Source organism: Gordonia cholesterolivorans (genome assembly GCF_039531975.1).
GTDB classification, from domain to species: domain Bacteria; phylum Actinomycetota; class Actinomycetes; order Mycobacteriales; family Mycobacteriaceae; genus Gordonia; species Gordonia sihwensis.
In genome coordinates, this window is record NZ_BAAARB010000010.1 from 1 (window position 1) to 14,064 (window position 14,064).

Sequence of the window (14,064 nt, forward strand, 5' to 3'; positions counted from 1 at the left end):
GGCCGCCCTCGCGGGCTTGGCGGTCGTAGACCATGCGCACGGCACGCTCACGCAGCTCTGGACTGAACTTCTTGGGCATACTCCGATTCTCCTTGCTGAGACTCGGAACGGAACCCAGGGCGCTTCACCGCGCGCGATCACTCCGTTGCGCAGGTGCGCGGGTGCGTCGGCGTTCGCCTCAGCGACGCGGCGAATGGCCTGCGAGATGGTCTCGACATCGTTCGTCGCGAGCACATGCGCCTGCACGGGGTTGGTTCGCGACCAGCCATTGAGGGCACGGGTTTGCACTGGCAACTCATTAGACACAGTTGTCATGCCGCGAAGATATATTCCAATCCTAAGAATTCTCGGCATACCGAATTGCCAGGCGAACCGCGTTAGGCACCATCGGCGATCGTCACCCGGGGTTGGTCAATTGCAGTGTCCGATCCGTTCTAGTGTCGACCACCGTCACAGCTCGAGCGCTTCCGGCAGAATCACCGGCAGGAGGATGGATGCCTGGACGAGAACCCGCGTCATTGCTGATCGATACGCACCCTGAGCTCGCCCTCGAGGCAGTCCAGGTTGCCTCCGGGGTGCCGCTCCCCACGCTCGGCACCCATAGCAATCAGACAGTTCGTTGGCGGTGCTCGACGTGCGGGCACCTGTGGGAGGCGAAGGTCGCAGCTCGCACAAAGGGGGGCGGTTGCCCCGTTTGTGCGCAGGCCAAGCGCGCGCGATCACGAGCCCAGGCACCTCCGGGAGCCTCACTGCAGGATTGCTACCCGACCATCGCCGCCGAGTTCGTACGCAATGTGACGCGTCCCGATATGACCCCGGCTGATCTTCGCGCTCGCGCTCAGCAGCTGTGCGTGTGGCAATGCGCCCAGTGCGGACATCAGTGGCAATCCACTGTTGCTAATCGGACGTACGGAAGGGGGTGCACGGCCTGTGCGAATCGACGACGGGCCGACGCTCGTCGTCGCCCGACCGCCACGACCAACACCGCTGCAGAACGGGCGGCGTTCCCCCTACACGAGCTAGTCGCCAATCTCACCAACCCAACCCTTGGTCTGCGCGACTTGAAGCCCTCGTCTGGTGATCGATGCCGATGGCGGTGCAGCGAGTGTTCCCACGAGTGGGAGGCCACGATCGCCAGCCGCGTGATGCGCCGGAGTGGATGCCCGCCCTGCGGCACGAGGCGCGCATCCGACATACGAACCGCTGCAGCGGCCGGCGAATCATTGCTGGAGCTATATCCCGACCTTGCTTCCGAGTTCGTATCCAACGAGACCTTTCCTGGCCGCGCTCCCGCGCAGATCCGCCCAAGGTCCAATGCGTTGTGCCGGTGGCGGTGCCGACGAGGGCACGAATGGGTCACAACAGTCGCAGCACGCGTCGCGGGCACGGGATGCGCGCGCTGTGGTGCACGCGGCCAATCCCGGCTGGAGTTGGAAGTAGCTGAGCTATTGCGCCTCTCAACCGGCGAACATGTCGAGGTGGACGTGCGTGTCCGCGCCAACACCCGCACCTGGCGCGTCGATATCCATGTCGCCTCCCTCGAGTTGTACATCGATCTTGATCCGGCGCATTGGCACAAGGACACCAACCGCGACCAGCGCAAGGTCGATGCACTGACCGAACTCCGGTACATCCGGGTCAGAGATGCGGCACTACCGATGCTGGACCGCACGCCCTCAATAACGGTCGAACGCCGATCGCTCGACGCTGCGGAGTGGGCGAACGCCCTCCAACCAGTAGTCGAAGCGCTCGGAGGAACCTGGCTCCAACCGACTACCGAGAGCACCGCAAAATCCCTCGCGGCTGCGGGGGACCTGTGGAGAAAGACGCTGCAAGGCCGTCCCCTACGGTCAGCGGCAGACGTCGCACCGGACCTCTCTCGCGAACTGTTACGCAACGAAACACGGCCCGGCGTCGACTTAGACTGGGTGCCTCCCAGTGCAAGAGACATGTGCTGGTGGAAGTGCCGTACCTGTGGACACGAGTGGCGGTCATCGATCGGAGCACGGGCATATCTCGGGACAGGTTGTCCCGAGTGCAGCGCAATCAAGGCTGCGCTGAGCCGGTCGACCGCACCGGCCGGCGGGTCACTTGGCGATCGCCACCCAGAAATCGCGGCCGAGTTCGAAGCCTGCAGTCGACCGGCCCGCTCACCTGCAGATCTGCGCCCGTCGAGCAACATCAGTTGTTCGTGGCGGTGCCCCGAGTGCAACCTTCAATACTCCGCATCGCCTGCGAGCCGTGTGCGCGGTAGGGGGTGCCCTCAATGTGCACAGGCACGGGCCGGCGACACTCGGAGCCGCCGCGATGCAGCGCGCGGAAAGAGCCTGAACGAGTACCCAGCCCATCTTGCCGAGGAGTTCATCGCGATCGTCGGACGCCCGCACCGCTCCCCCCAAGACATTCCGGGCGGCTCGAATCTGAAAGCCGCGTGGCGTTGCAAGGACTGCCGAAACGAGTGGACGAGCACCGTCGCATCGCGTGCCCTCGGCGGGACAGGTTGTCCAGCATGCAGCCACCTCCGTACCGCGAACGCTCGTTCATCGCCCAAGCCTGGACATTCACTATTCGACCTAGCTCCCACGGTCGCATCGGAGTTCGTCGACAATCTCACACACCCGGGCCGCAGCCCGGGGCAGCTCAAGGCCGCAAGTCACGACAGATGCAGATGGCGATGCCACCAGGGTCACGAGTGGGAAACTACAGTCAAGAACCGAGTTCGGGGCGGCACAGGGTGCCCAGTATGCAGACGGATCTCGTGAGCCGAATTCACTACCGGAGGTACACACCGGTAGGTGCCGTGCGCAGGCGCTCTACTCGACTCAATCATTGATCCACCGTCAGCAGCTTGACTACGAGCTGGCCAACAGGAGCGCGCGGGCCGTCGAGTGCGCTCACATTCGCGCATACCTGGCCTCGCACACTAGCCACTCTTCATGAAGGCCTCCGCACCTGTTGCGCTTGCTTCGTCGATGACTCAGCAGTCCCGGCAGCGGAAACCTCTCACCACAGTCAGGGCGCAGCACAGCGCGAGAGTGTGCATATCGCCGATGATGCCGCAAGTTGCTCTGGTAGCGGAAGACCCGAAGCTCATCGCAATCAGGGCACTCTTACCCGCCGGTCCGCCGCAGGAGCGAGTGGCCGCTCCCCCGCCGAGGTGGCTCCGAGTCGTTCTCACCGGAGAACCAGAAGCTGATCCGCGCAAGTTGCCACCCCTCGACCGATCACTAAATGACGTATCTCAAAGAGCATTAGACACCCTATTCAATCAAAAACGACTGACGCCACCACTATCAGAACACGCGAGGAATCCCCGACACCCATAGATCTAACGGCTGGGCTGGCAAGAACCCAAAACGGCTGGCGGAGTACGTCCGCCGCATCAACGCCGGGAGTCGTCCTCAATGCAGAGGAGTCCTACGCGCCGACTACGTCGACCTTCTCCGCGAACGCATTGCGTCTCGTGACGCGGACAACGCGACCTAGATCCTGTCGGAATCGTTTGAGTAGCTGGTTCAGGCGGTCCGCGTGCCGCGGGGGTGGCCAACCGCCAAGTCCTATCGGTCGTAGGCCTGTTCGATCAGCACCATCGCGTTGGCCCCCACATCCGGGGAGTCTGCGGGACTGAGACCGAGATACTGACGATGCCGCGTGTGCGCATGACGATATGCCTCGTATGTTGCCGTCAGTATCTGCGCCACCAATCGCCCATTGAGCTTCTGGTACGCCGCGATTCGTCCGTCCCCTCGTTCGCCAGTTTCAACTGTCTCGAGGAGGGCGCTCGCGTGTGAATGGGAGTGGGCGACTGCACATATCGGGGAGTACATGCTGTCGGGCTCCACTCCTGAGTACCGCAGAAGTGCTTTGGCGAGCTATGTCTCCGACGGAACCTCCAGATCTATCTGCCGACGATCATTCCGGTTCCGCCCGGACGGCGGCTTGAGTTCGTAACCGATCGCTTGATCCTGACCGAGCAACTTGTCGACCAGTTGTTGAGTGGTATCCGGCAGCGCCGACACTCCCGACACCATGCCCAGGGACTGATACTCGCTGCGCAGTCGCAGTGAGATCCAGCGGCCGACGCGTTCCTTGACGTCGATTCCCGGTTCGAGAATGAAGAACGCGGCCGAGCAGGACATCAGCATGGTCCGGGCAAGAGTGAACGGGCTCAAGGCAATTCGTTCACTGACCAGCAGATTTCCAATCGCTCGAAAATGATCGTCGGCGCGCACCAGGTACATTGCCGCCTCGCCCTGCAGGTTGGCCACCGGGTTGCTGGTGGCTGGTCCGGTGAGCCGATGCTCATGGTGGGCATCCAGCGCGGCCGGTGACAGCGGCTTGTCGGGAGAGCTTGTCAATCTTTCTGTGTAAGTCGGTCAGGTGTTCGGTTTATAGGTGATGGTTGAACGGTCTGGATATGCGAGTGATAGTTGCTCGAGTGCGCGTTTCCAGTTGGTGGTGACCGCGCCTTCGACCAGCCGTCCGGAGGCTCGGCGCTTGGCGGCGGGCAGGCCCCGTTCTGTTGCGCGGTCGCGGGCGCGTTTGTCTTCGATGTTGCAGATCGCCATCCACAGCAGCTTCATCGCAGCCTGATCGTTCGGGAAGTGCCCACGATTCTTGGTGACCTTGCGCAGCTGGTAGTTCAACGATTCGATGCTGTTGGTGGTGTAGATGACCCGCCGCAACTCCGGCGGGAACGCCAGGAACGGAATGGACCGTTCCCACGCGTCCCGGAAGGTCTTGACTGCCGAGGGGTACTTGCGGCCGAGGTCGGAGTCGGCGAATACCTCCAGCGCATCGGCGGCGGCTTGCTCGGTAGGGGCCTGGTAGACCGGCTTGAGCAATGCCGCGACCGTCTTGCGGTCGCCGTAGCCGACGAACCGCATGGATGCTCGGATCAGGTGCACCACACAGGTCTGGACGGTCGCCTGCGGCCAGGTGGCCTCCACGGCCTCGGCGAATCCGGTCAGGCCGTCGCAGCACACGATCAGGACGTCGGCGACCCCGCGATTGCGCAGTTCAGCGCACACTGCCGCCCAGAACTTGGCGCCTTCTCCTCTGCTGAATCCAGATCCCCAGAACGTGCTTGACGCCCTCCATATCGACCCCGACCGCGATGTGGGCGGCCTTGTTGCGCACCGCCGACGAGGTCGGCAAATGGCAGACCCGCGACCTCGAAGCGCTGTATCCGGTGATCTACCTCGATGCGATCATCGTCAAGATCCGCGACGGCGGGCACCACCAGCGAGGCTTCGGCTGGGTGAGCGTGAGCTCGTACGGCACGTGCCACGACCTACGGTGTCACCACGTCGATCCGACGGTATGGCACGGACTCGACGCCGCGCTCAAGGAACACCCCACGACCGGGCTGCATCCTGCAAATCGTTGACTGTCAGATAGGTCTGTGGCGTTACAGACTCGCAGCAACGGCGGTGCCGCGGTCCGCCACGAGCCACCTGACGATCCACAGTGAACGACCCCTTCAGACGATCACCCACGGCGGCATCCAGATCGTAGTTCTGAAGTACACTCCAGTGGCCCACGGCACCCCAGATCACCCTCCGTGACCTCGACTCCTACGACACTTTCCTGCAATCGCGCCAATCACACGGCACCCGCCATCGCCCTCCGGGTACCCACCGCACCAGCTTCGCGGGCGTGGGCGGACCAGATTCCGCACAAAACTACGCACAGCTGGAGAAGAACGGAGCATTCGACCGCTCAGGAATGCCCCGTGGACGCGGCGAGCAATCGCGTTTCACCCTCGAAGCAGTCGCGTACTTGAACCGTTGCGCGATTACGTCGACCGGCACAAAACTGCCGCCTGAACTGCAGTTATGCAGTTCAGGCGGTCAGGTATTCGTCAGACGGTGAAGCCGAGCGCCCTCAGCTGCTCGCGTCCGTCGTCGGTGATCTTGTCGGGCCCCCACGCCGGGATCCACACCCAGTTGATGTCGACCTCGGTGCACAGACCGGAGGTCACCAGCACATTGCGCGTCTGGTCCTCGATGACGTCGGTGAGCGGGCACGCCGGCGAGGTGAGGGTCATATCGAGCTTCACCGCCGCGTCCTGGTCGATGGCGACGTCGTACACGAGCCCGAGGTCGACGACGTTGATGCCCAGCTCCGGGTCGACGACGTCGCGCATCGCCTCCTCGACGTCGTCGATCGACGGGAGCGAGGTGGCGACCGGCTCGGCCGGCGCAGTGGTTTCGGTGTTGGTCTCGGTCATTGGTCGCTCCTAGGCGGGATCGGGGACTTCGGTGGCGAGGCTCTGCGAGAGCGCGTCCTTGAACGCCATCCACCCGAGCAGAGCACACTTGACGCGCGCCGGATACTTGCTGACACCGGCGAGCGCGATGCCGTCGCCGATGACCTCCTCATCGCCGGGATCGGTCCCGCGCGAGGTCATCATGGCGTTGAACGAATCGACGGTGGCGAGCGCCTCGTCGACGGGCAGCCCGACCACCTGGTCGTAGAGCACCGAGGTCGAGGCCTGGGAGATCGAGCAGCCCTGGCCGTCGTATGAGATGTCGGCGACCGCGTCGTCGACCACCGACACCCGCAGCGTCACCTCGTCACCGCACGTCGGGTTCACGTGGTGCACCTCGGCGTCGTACGGATCCCGCAGACCACGGCCGTGCGGATGCTTGTAGTGGTCCAGGATCACCTCCTGGTACATCTGCTCCATCCGCATCAGCGACCCCCGAAGAACCGCTGGGCGACGCCGATCGCGTCGGCGAGCGCGTCCACCTCGTTGAGCGTGTTGTACACGGCGAACGATGCGCGCGCACTGCCCTGAACGCCGAAGGCCCGGTGCAGAGGCCAGGCGCAGTGGTGTCCGACGCGGATCGCGACCCCCTCGTCGTCGAGGATCTGGCCGAGGTCGTGGGCGTGGATGCCCTCGACGTCGAACGAGACCGCGCCGCCTCGCCGCTCGGCGGTGGTGGGACCGACGATGCGCAGACCGTCGATCGCCGTCAGCCGCTCCAGCGCGTGCGCGGTGAGCTCGTGCTCGTGCGCGGCGACGTTGTCCATGCCGATCTTCTCGAGGTATTCCACGGCCGCGCCCAGACCGACGACCTGAGAGGTCATCGGGACGCCCGCCTCGAAACGCTGCGGCGGCGCGGCATACGTGGACACCTCCATGGTGACCGTCTCGATCATCGAACCGCCGGTGAGGAAGGGCGGCAGCTGAGCCAGCAGCGAAGCGCGGCCGTACAGCACGCCGACACCCGACGGACCCAGCATCTTGTGCCCGGAGAAGGCCGCGAAGTCGACCCCGAGAGCCGCGAAGTCGACGGGCATGTGAGGCACCGACTGGCAGGCGTCGAGCACCGCCAGCGCATCCACCTCGTGAGCGCGGCGCACCAGTTCGGCGACGTCGGCGACGGCGCCGGTGACATTCGACTGATGAGTGAACGCGACCACCTTCACCGACTCGTCGAGTACCAGCGAGTCCATGTCGATGCGGCCCTCGGCCGTCACTCCGTACCAGCGCAGGGTGGCTCCGGTGCGGCGGCACAGCTCCTGCCACGGCACCAGATTCGCGTGATGCTCCAGTTCGGTCACCACGATCGTGTCACCGGGGCCGAGGGCCCTGCCGCCGAAGACCGGCGCCGAACGGTCATCGCCCAGGGTGTACGCCACCAGGTTGAGCGCCTCGGTGGCGTTCTTGGTGAAGACCACCTCGTCGACGGCGACGCCGACGAAGCCGGCGATCGCCGCGCGCGCGTGCTCGTACGCGTCGGTCGCCTCTTCGGCCAGCTGGTGCGCACCGCGATGAACCGCGGCGTTGTGGTTCAGCAGGAAGTCTCGCTCGGCGTCGAGCACCTGCAGCGGCCGCTGCGACGTGGCCCCGGAGTCGAGGTACACGAGCGGCCTGTCGTCGCGGACGGTGCGGGACAGGATCGGGAAGTCCGCCCGCAGTGCCGTGACGTCGAGTGCGGCTGCGGTGGTCATGTCACTCCCCCTTCGTCGCGTTGATCGAGATGGCGGCCGTCACTTCGCGGCGGCCGCGGTGAACCGCACGTAGCCGTTCTCTTCGAGCTCGTCGGCCAACTCGGGTCCGGCGGACTCCACCACGCGGCCGTCGACGAAGACGTGGACGTAATCGGGCTTGATGTACCGCAGAATCCGCGTGTAGTGCGTGATGAGCAGGATCCCGCCGTTCTCGCGTTCCTTGTAGGCGTTCACGCCTTCGGAGACGATGCGCAGCGCGTCCACGTCCAGACCCGAGTCGGTCTCGTCGAGAATCGCGATCTTCGGCTTGAGCAGCCCGAGCTGCAGGATCTCGTGACGCTTCTTCTCACCGCCGGAGAAGCCCTCGTTGACGCTGCGCTCGCCGAACGCGGGGTCGATCTCGAGTTCGGCCATCGCCTGCTTGGTCTCCTTGACCCAGTGCCGCAGCTTCGGGGCCTCGCCGCGCACGGCGGTTGCCGCGCTGCGCAGGAAGTTCGACATCGAGACGCCGGGCACCTCCACCGGATACTGCATCGCCAGGAACAGTCCGGCGCGGGCGCGCTCGTCGACGCTCATCTCCAGGACGTTCTCCCCGTCCAGGGTGATCGATCCCGAGGTGACCTCGTACTTGGGGTGACCGGCGATGGCGTACGAGAGGGTCGACTTGCCGGACCCGTTGGGGCCCATGATCGCGTGGGTCTCGCCCGAGCGCACCGTGAGGTTCACACCCTTGAGGATGTGGATCGGCTCGGCGTCGGCGTCGGACTGCGCGACGTCGACGTGCAGGTCGCGGATTTCCAGGGTCGTCATCTGTGGTGATTCCTTGTCGAAGTATGTGTGGATGGTCAGGCGCCGGCCGACTCGAGTTCGGCCTCGATCGCGGATTCGAGCCGCTCGCGCAGTTCCGGGACGGCGATCTTGGCGAGGACCTCGCCGAAGAAGCCCCGGACCACGAGGCGCCGCGCCTGATCTTCGGGGATGCCGCGCGCCTGGAGGTAGAACAACTGCTCGTCGTCGAACCGGCCGGTGGCGCTGGCGTGACCGGCGCCGACGATCTCACCGGTCTCGATCTCCAGGTTGGGGACCGAGTCGGCACGGGCGTTGTCGGTGAGCACCAGGTTCCGGTTGAGTTCGTAGGTGTCGGTGCCCTCGGCGGCCGGCCGGATCAGCACGTCGCCGATCCAGACGGTGTGGGCCTCCTTGCGCTTGTCGCCCGACGGGTCGCCCTGGAGAGCGCCCTTGTAGGTGACGTGCGAGCGGCAGTTGGGCTGCGAGTGGTCCACCAGGAGACGCTGCTCCAGGTGCTGCCCGCCGTCGGCGAAGTACAGTCCCCACAGCTCGACGTCGCCGCCGGGCGCGGTGTACTGCACGTGCGGCGAGAGCCGCACGGTGTGTCCACCGAGGCTGACCGCGAAGTGCTTGACGACCGCGTCACGTCCCAGCGACAGGTGGTGGGTGGCGACGTGGGTCGCGTCGTCCTCCCACTCGTGGACGTTCACGACGGTCAGATGCGCGCTGTCGGCGGCGAGGATCTCGACGTTCTCGCCGATCACGCCGCTGCCGCGCTGATCGAGAACCACGACCGCCTTCGAGAAGGCCTCGGCGCGGATCTGGATGTGCGAGTAGGCGACCTCGTCGGCTCCCGGACCGTCGACGGTGACGAACACCGGATCGGCGATCTGCGCCTCGCGGCCGATCGTGAGCACGGTGGCCTTCTCGAAGGACGAGTAAGCCTGGGCGGAGACCCTGTCGAAGGGCACCCCGGCCTCACCGAGACGGGGATCCTCGCGGCCGACGGTCTCGGCGGTGACGCCCTCGGCGTCGCCGCTGACCTGCACCGAGGTGGTGCCGGTGGCGAGCGCCGTGCCGTCGTGCAGACCGTGCAGCCGGCGGAACGGCGTGAAGCGCCACGCCTCTTCGCGCTGCGACGGCACCTCGAAGGCGTCGACGTCGTAGGAGGTGAAGAGTTCACCCTTGTTGACCACCACGGGCGAGGCGGTGGTCTGGGAAGCGTCCGCCATCAGCCGACCGATCCTTCCATCTGCAGTTCGATGAGCCGGTTGAGCTCGAGTGCGTATTCCATCGGGAGTTCCTTGGCGATCGGCTCCACGAATCCGCGGACCACCATCGCCATGGCCTCCTGCTCGGTCAGTCCGCGGCTCATCAGGTAGAAGAGCTGATCGTCGCTGACCTTCGAGACGGTGGCCTCGTGTCCCATCGTCACGTCGTCCTCGCGGATGTCGACGTACGGGTAGGTGTCGCTGCGGCTGATCTGATCGACGAGCAGGGCGTCACACTGCACGGTGGACCGGCTGCCGTGGGCGCCGGGGTTGATCTTGATCAGGCCGCGGTACGACGACCGTCCGCCGCCGCGAGCGACGGACTTGCTGACGATGTTGCTCGAGGTGTTGGGCGCCAGGTGGACCATCTTGGATCCGGTGTCCTGGTGCTGGCCCTCGCCGGCGAACGCCACCGACAGGACCTCGCCCTTGGCGTGCTCACCGGTCAGCCACACGGCCGGGTACTTCATGGTGACCTTGGAACCGATGTTGCCGTCGATCCACTCCATGGTCGCGCCCTCTTCGGCCTTCGCACGCTTGGTGACCAGGTTGTAGACGTTGTTCGACCAGTTCTGGATGGTCGTGTAGCGGCAGCGGCCGCCCTTCTTCACGACGATCTCGACCACGGCCGAATGAAGCGAGTCGGACTTGTAGATCGGGGCCGTGCAGCCCTCGACGTAATGGACGTAGGCGTCCTCGTCGACGATGATCAACGTCCGCTCGAACTGCCCCATGTTCTCGGTGTTGATGCGGAAGTAGGCCTGCAGCGGGATGTCCACGTGGACACCCGGCGGAACGTAGATGAACGAGCCGCCCGACCACACCGCGGTGTTCAGCGCGGAGAACTTGTTGTCGCCTGCGGGGATGACGCTGCCGAAGTACTCCTGGAAGATCTCGGGGTGCTCACGCAGGCCGGTGTCCGTGTCGAGGAAGATCACGCCCTTCTCCTCCAGGTCCTCGCGGATCTGGTGGTACACGACCTCCGACTCGTACTGCGCGGCGACGCCGGCGACCAGACGCTGCTTCTCGGCCTCCGGGATGCCGAGGCGGTCGTAAGTGTTCTTGATGTCCTCGGGCAGGTCCTCCCACGACTCGGCCTGCTTCTCGGTCGAGCGCACGAAGTACTTGATGTTGTCGAAGTCGATGCCGTCGAGGTCGCCGCCCCAGCTGGGCATCGGCTTGCGGTCGAAGATGCGGAGCGCCTTGAGCCGTTGGTCGAGCATCCACTCGGGCTCGTTCTTCTTGTCCGAGATGTCGCGGACGACGGCCTCGGACAGACCGCGCTTGGCGGACGCACCTGCCTCATCGCTGTCGGACCAGCCGTAACCGTAGCGATCGAAGGAAGCAATGGTCTCTTCCTGCGTCAACTGGGTGGCGGCGGGATCGGTGACCGTCATCGGAGAACCTTTCCATCGGGGGTGTCGGAGGCTGCGGGCTGAGCGGCCTCCGGAGTCGTGAGATGCACGGGAACGTGCGTGGTGCACACGCAGTCGCCGTTGGCGATGGTCGCCAACCGCTGCACGTGCGTACCGAGGAGCTCGGTGAACATGGCCGTCTCGGCCTCACACAGCTCCGGGAACTCGGACGCCACATGGGCGACCGGGCAGTGGTGCTGGCAGATCTGGACGCCCGCGCCGACTTCGCGCGTGTCGGCCGAGTAGCCGCCCGCGGTGAGAGCGTCGGCGATCTGCTGAACCGTCGCGATCACCGAACCGGACTCGCGCGCCGGCTCGACGCCGGAGACGAGATCCGAGATCCGCTCATGAGCGAACTCGTCGACCGCCTGCTGACCGGCGACGTCGCGCAGCTTCCGCAGCACTGCACCGGCCAGATCGTCGTAGGCGTGCCGGAGCTTGCCCCGGCCGGCCGGCGTGAGCTGGAACCACTTGGCCGGGCGGCCCCGCGTACCCTTGCCGGGACCAGCCCTGGAGAAGCCGGACGGCGCCACCTCGATGTCCCCGTCGGCCGACAGGATCTCGAGATGACGGCGGACGCCCGCGGGCGAGATCCCCAACCGCTCGGCGATGTCGCCGGCGGTCATCGGCCCCTCGTCCACCAGCAGCGACACGACGGCGGCGCGGGTCTGGCCGTCGTGGCCGCCCGCCTCCGCATGCTGCTCGCGCAGCTGCCGCTCGTCACCGCTCATGCTTTTCACAACAATATTGTTACCTAAATACTTCCACCGGGCTAGCAAGGGTCGCCTAAATCTCCGGCCCGACGGGGCGGCGGACCCCACCCGTTAGAGTCTTCGATGTGCCAGAACTCCCCCTCATGCGCCGGACGCTCGATTACGTGGGCCTCGGCAAGCCGGCGGTCGAGCACGACGCCGACCGCATCGGCGACTTCGGCACCACCGTCGCGCGGATGCACGACGACGAACGCGAGGTGGGCCCGCTCAACCGCCTGGAGACGCTGCGGATGCGTCGGATCAGGCTGTTCGGCACCACCGGATCGATTCTGATCCTGATCGGTTCGCTCGGCACCGGCATGCTTCCGGTGCTGCAGAATCCGATCGTCGGCACCCGAGTCCTGTCGCTGCCCTCCCGGATGTACTCCACCGCTCTGACCATCTCCATCGGCGGCGCGATCATGCTAGTCGTCGCGTGGGTGATGCTCGGCAGATACGCCGTCGGGCGCTACCGGGTGGAGGTCGCCGAGGGCCGCAGCCCGGCACGCCGCATGACGCGCGGCCAGACCGACCGCACCCTGCTCATGTGGGTGGCGCCGCTGATCATCGCGCCGCCGCTGCTCAGCAAGGACGTCTACTCCTATCTGGCACAGAGCGCGATCGCGTACAAGGGCATGGACCCGTACACCTACAGTCCGATGCGCGGTCTGGGCGTCGACCACGCGCTCACCCTGTCGGTGCCGAACCTGTGGAAGGACACGCCGGCACCGTACGGGCCGCTGTTCCTGTGGATCGGCGAGCAGATCACCGCCATCACCGGCGAGAACATCACCGTCGCCGTGCTGCTGCACCGGCTGGTGGCGATCGCGGGCGTCCTGATGATCGTCTGGGCGCTGCCCCGGCTGGCACGGCGGTGCGGCGTCTCGGCCGTGGCAGCGCTGTGGCTCGGCGCGCTCAACCCGCTGCTCATCCTCCACCTCGTCGGCGGCATCCACAACGAGTCCCTGATGATCGGCATGATGCTCGTCGGCCTCGAATGGTCGTTCCGCGCCGTCTACGGCACGCAGCGTCTCCGCAGACCCGACCGTCCGCTGCCGTCACGGGCGGGATGGGTCCTGCTCGCCGGTGTCGCCGTCATCGCGGCGTCGGCGATGATCAAGGTGACGTCGATGCTCGCCCTCGGCTTCGTCGGCGTGGCCCTGGCCCGGCGCTGGGGTGCCACGCTTCCGGCTCTGCGCCACGCGCCGGTGAGTCAATGGTGGCGACGGTCGCGGCGTTCGCTCGCCGCCCTGGCGGCGAGCGCGGGAGTGATGGGCGTGGTCGCCGGCGCGGTGGTCGTGGTGACGTGCCTCGGAACCGGCCTGGGCTTCGGATGGACCCACACTCTCAGCACCGGCGGCATCGTCCGGTCGTGGATGTCGATGCCGACCCTGCTCTCGGTGGTCGCCGGCCGCGTCGGACTGTGGCTCGGCCTCGGCGAGCAGACCCAAGCGATCCTGGACATCGCCCGGCCCATCGGGCAACTCGTGGCGGCGGTCCTCGTGGTCCGCTGGCTGCTGGCATGCCTCGCGGGCCGCATCCATCCGATCGGCGGCCTCGGAATCGCGATGGCGAGCGTGGTGATCTTCTTCCCCTTCGTGCAGGCGTGGTACCTGCTGTGGGCCGTGATCCCGCTGGCCGCATGGGCCACCACCCGCTGGTTCCGCGTCGGCACCGTCGTCATCTCCGGAATCATCGCGATCGTCGTGATGCCGACGAGTTCGGACACCAGCCCCCTCGTGGTGGCCCAGGGCCTGGCCACCGGTGTGATCATGGTCGCAATCACGGCGATGGTCTTCTTCATCGACAGCCCGATCCGCATGTGGGTCAGGCAGCGTCACGACCGGAATCGCCAGTAAGGACCGTGTGCGGCCG

At 65.9% G+C, this 14,064-nt stretch carries 10 protein-coding genes and 2 pseudogenes; 3 read left to right on the forward strand and 9 right to left on the reverse strand.

Annotation, left to right across the window (positions count from 1 at the left end; genetic code table 11):
• Window positions 1–494: 494 nt before the first annotated feature.
• Window positions 495–2,762 (forward strand): zinc-ribbon domain-containing protein, encoded by a 2,268-nt coding sequence (locus ABFX36_RS19065; RefSeq protein ID WP_428832053.1) that lies wholly within the window; start codon window positions 495–497, stop codon window positions 2,760–2,762.
• Between the two features lie 1,110 nt (window positions 2,763–3,872).
• Here ABFX36_RS19065 and ABFX36_RS10570 read toward each other — a convergent pair.
• Both ABFX36_RS10570 and ABFX36_RS10575 read right to left on the reverse strand, forming a co-directional pair.
• Window positions 3,873–4,358 (reverse strand): hypothetical protein, encoded by a 486-nt coding sequence (locus tag ABFX36_RS10570; RefSeq protein WP_346076254.1) that lies wholly within the window; start codon window positions 4,356–4,358, stop codon window positions 3,873–3,875.
• A gap of 31 nt (window positions 4,359–4,389) precedes the next feature.
• Window positions 4,390–5,139, reverse strand: a pseudogene (locus tag ABFX36_RS10575) (IS256 family transposase); the annotation flags it as partial.
• 1 nt (window position 5,140) lies between these two features.
• Here ABFX36_RS10575 and ABFX36_RS10580 point away from each other — a divergent pair.
• Window positions 5,141–5,239 (forward strand): annotated as a pseudogene (locus ABFX36_RS10580) (transposase); the annotation flags it as partial.
• A 624-nt stretch (window positions 5,240–5,863) separates the two neighbouring features.
• Here ABFX36_RS10580 and ABFX36_RS10585 read toward each other — a convergent pair.
• From ABFX36_RS10585 to ABFX36_RS10615, 7 genes are read right to left on the reverse strand one after another with little or no spacing between them, the layout of a single operon-like run.
• Window positions 5,864–6,232, reverse strand: a complete 369-nt coding sequence (locus ABFX36_RS10585) for a metal-sulfur cluster assembly factor (RefSeq protein WP_006894867.1) — start codon at window positions 6,230–6,232, stop codon at window positions 5,864–5,866.
• A 9-nt stretch (window positions 6,233–6,241) separates the two neighbouring features.
• Window positions 6,242–6,697 (reverse strand): Fe-S cluster assembly sulfur transfer protein SufU, encoded by a 456-nt coding sequence (gene sufU, locus ABFX36_RS10590; protein WP_006894866.1) that lies wholly within the window; start codon window positions 6,695–6,697, stop codon window positions 6,242–6,244.
• Entirely contained in the window at window positions 6,697–7,962 is a 1,266-nt protein-coding gene (locus ABFX36_RS10595; RefSeq protein ID WP_346076256.1) for a cysteine desulfurase, read from the reverse strand. The genes sufU and ABFX36_RS10595 overlap by 1 nt, the downstream gene beginning before the upstream one ends.
• Window positions 7,963–8,001: 39 nt before the next feature.
• Window positions 8,002–8,772: a Fe-S cluster assembly ATPase SufC gene (gene sufC, locus ABFX36_RS10600; RefSeq protein ID WP_006894864.1), complete on the reverse strand. Its 771-nt coding sequence runs from the start codon at window positions 8,770–8,772 to the stop codon at window positions 8,002–8,004.
• A 35-nt stretch (window positions 8,773–8,807) separates the two neighbouring features.
• Complete coding sequence (gene sufD / locus ABFX36_RS10605; RefSeq protein ID WP_045539145.1) at window positions 8,808–9,983, reverse strand: Fe-S cluster assembly protein SufD; 1,176 nt, start codon at window positions 9,981–9,983, stop codon at window positions 8,808–8,810.
• The gene (gene sufB / locus ABFX36_RS10610) at window positions 9,983–11,419 is read right to left on the reverse strand and encodes a Fe-S cluster assembly protein SufB (RefSeq protein WP_006894862.1); all 1,437 of its coding nucleotides are present in this window, start codon (window positions 11,417–11,419) and stop codon (window positions 9,983–9,985) included. Before sufB ends, sufD begins: the two co-directional genes overlap by 1 nt.
• The gene (locus ABFX36_RS10615; RefSeq protein ID WP_006894861.1) at window positions 11,416–12,168 is read right to left on the reverse strand and encodes a helix-turn-helix transcriptional regulator; all 753 of its coding nucleotides are present in this window, start codon (window positions 12,166–12,168) and stop codon (window positions 11,416–11,418) included. Before ABFX36_RS10615 ends, sufB begins: the two co-directional genes overlap by 4 nt.
• A gap of 125 nt (window positions 12,169–12,293) precedes the next feature.
• On the opposite strand from ABFX36_RS10615, the gene mptB reads away from it, so the two are divergent.
• A complete protein-coding gene (gene mptB, locus ABFX36_RS10620) occupies window positions 12,294–14,048 on the forward strand; it encodes a polyprenol phosphomannose-dependent alpha 1,6 mannosyltransferase MptB (protein ID WP_039866775.1) in 1,755 nt (584 codons plus the stop codon).
• Window positions 14,049–14,064: the final 16 nt, after the last annotated feature.

Coding starts and splice junctions, on each gene's coding strand:
- ABFX36_RS19065 (WP_428832053.1), top strand. CDS start 495: ATGCCTGGACGAGAACCCGCGTCATTGCTGATCGATACGCACCCTGAG.
- ABFX36_RS10585 (WP_006894867.1), bottom strand. CDS start 6,232: ATGACCGAGACCAACACCGAAACCACTGCGCCGGCCGAGCCGGTCGCC.
- sufU (WP_006894866.1), bottom strand. CDS start 6,697: ATGCGGATGGAGCAGATGTACCAGGAGGTGATCCTGGACCACTACAAG.
- ABFX36_RS10595 (WP_346076256.1), bottom strand. CDS start 7,962: ATGACCACCGCAGCCGCACTCGACGTCACGGCACTGCGGGCGGACTTC.
- sufC (WP_006894864.1), bottom strand. CDS start 8,772: ATGACGACCCTGGAAATCCGCGACCTGCACGTCGACGTCGCGCAGTCC.
- sufD (WP_045539145.1), bottom strand. CDS start 9,983: ATGGCGGACGCTTCCCAGACCACCGCCTCGCCCGTGGTGGTCAACAAG.
- sufB (WP_006894862.1), bottom strand. CDS start 11,419: ATGACGGTCACCGATCCCGCCGCCACCCAGTTGACGCAGGAAGAGACC.
- ABFX36_RS10615 (WP_006894861.1), bottom strand. CDS start 12,168: ATGAGCGGTGACGAGCGGCAGCTGCGCGAGCAGCATGCGGAGGCGGGC.
- mptB (WP_039866775.1), top strand. CDS start 12,294: ATGCGCCGGACGCTCGATTACGTGGGCCTCGGCAAGCCGGCGGTCGAG.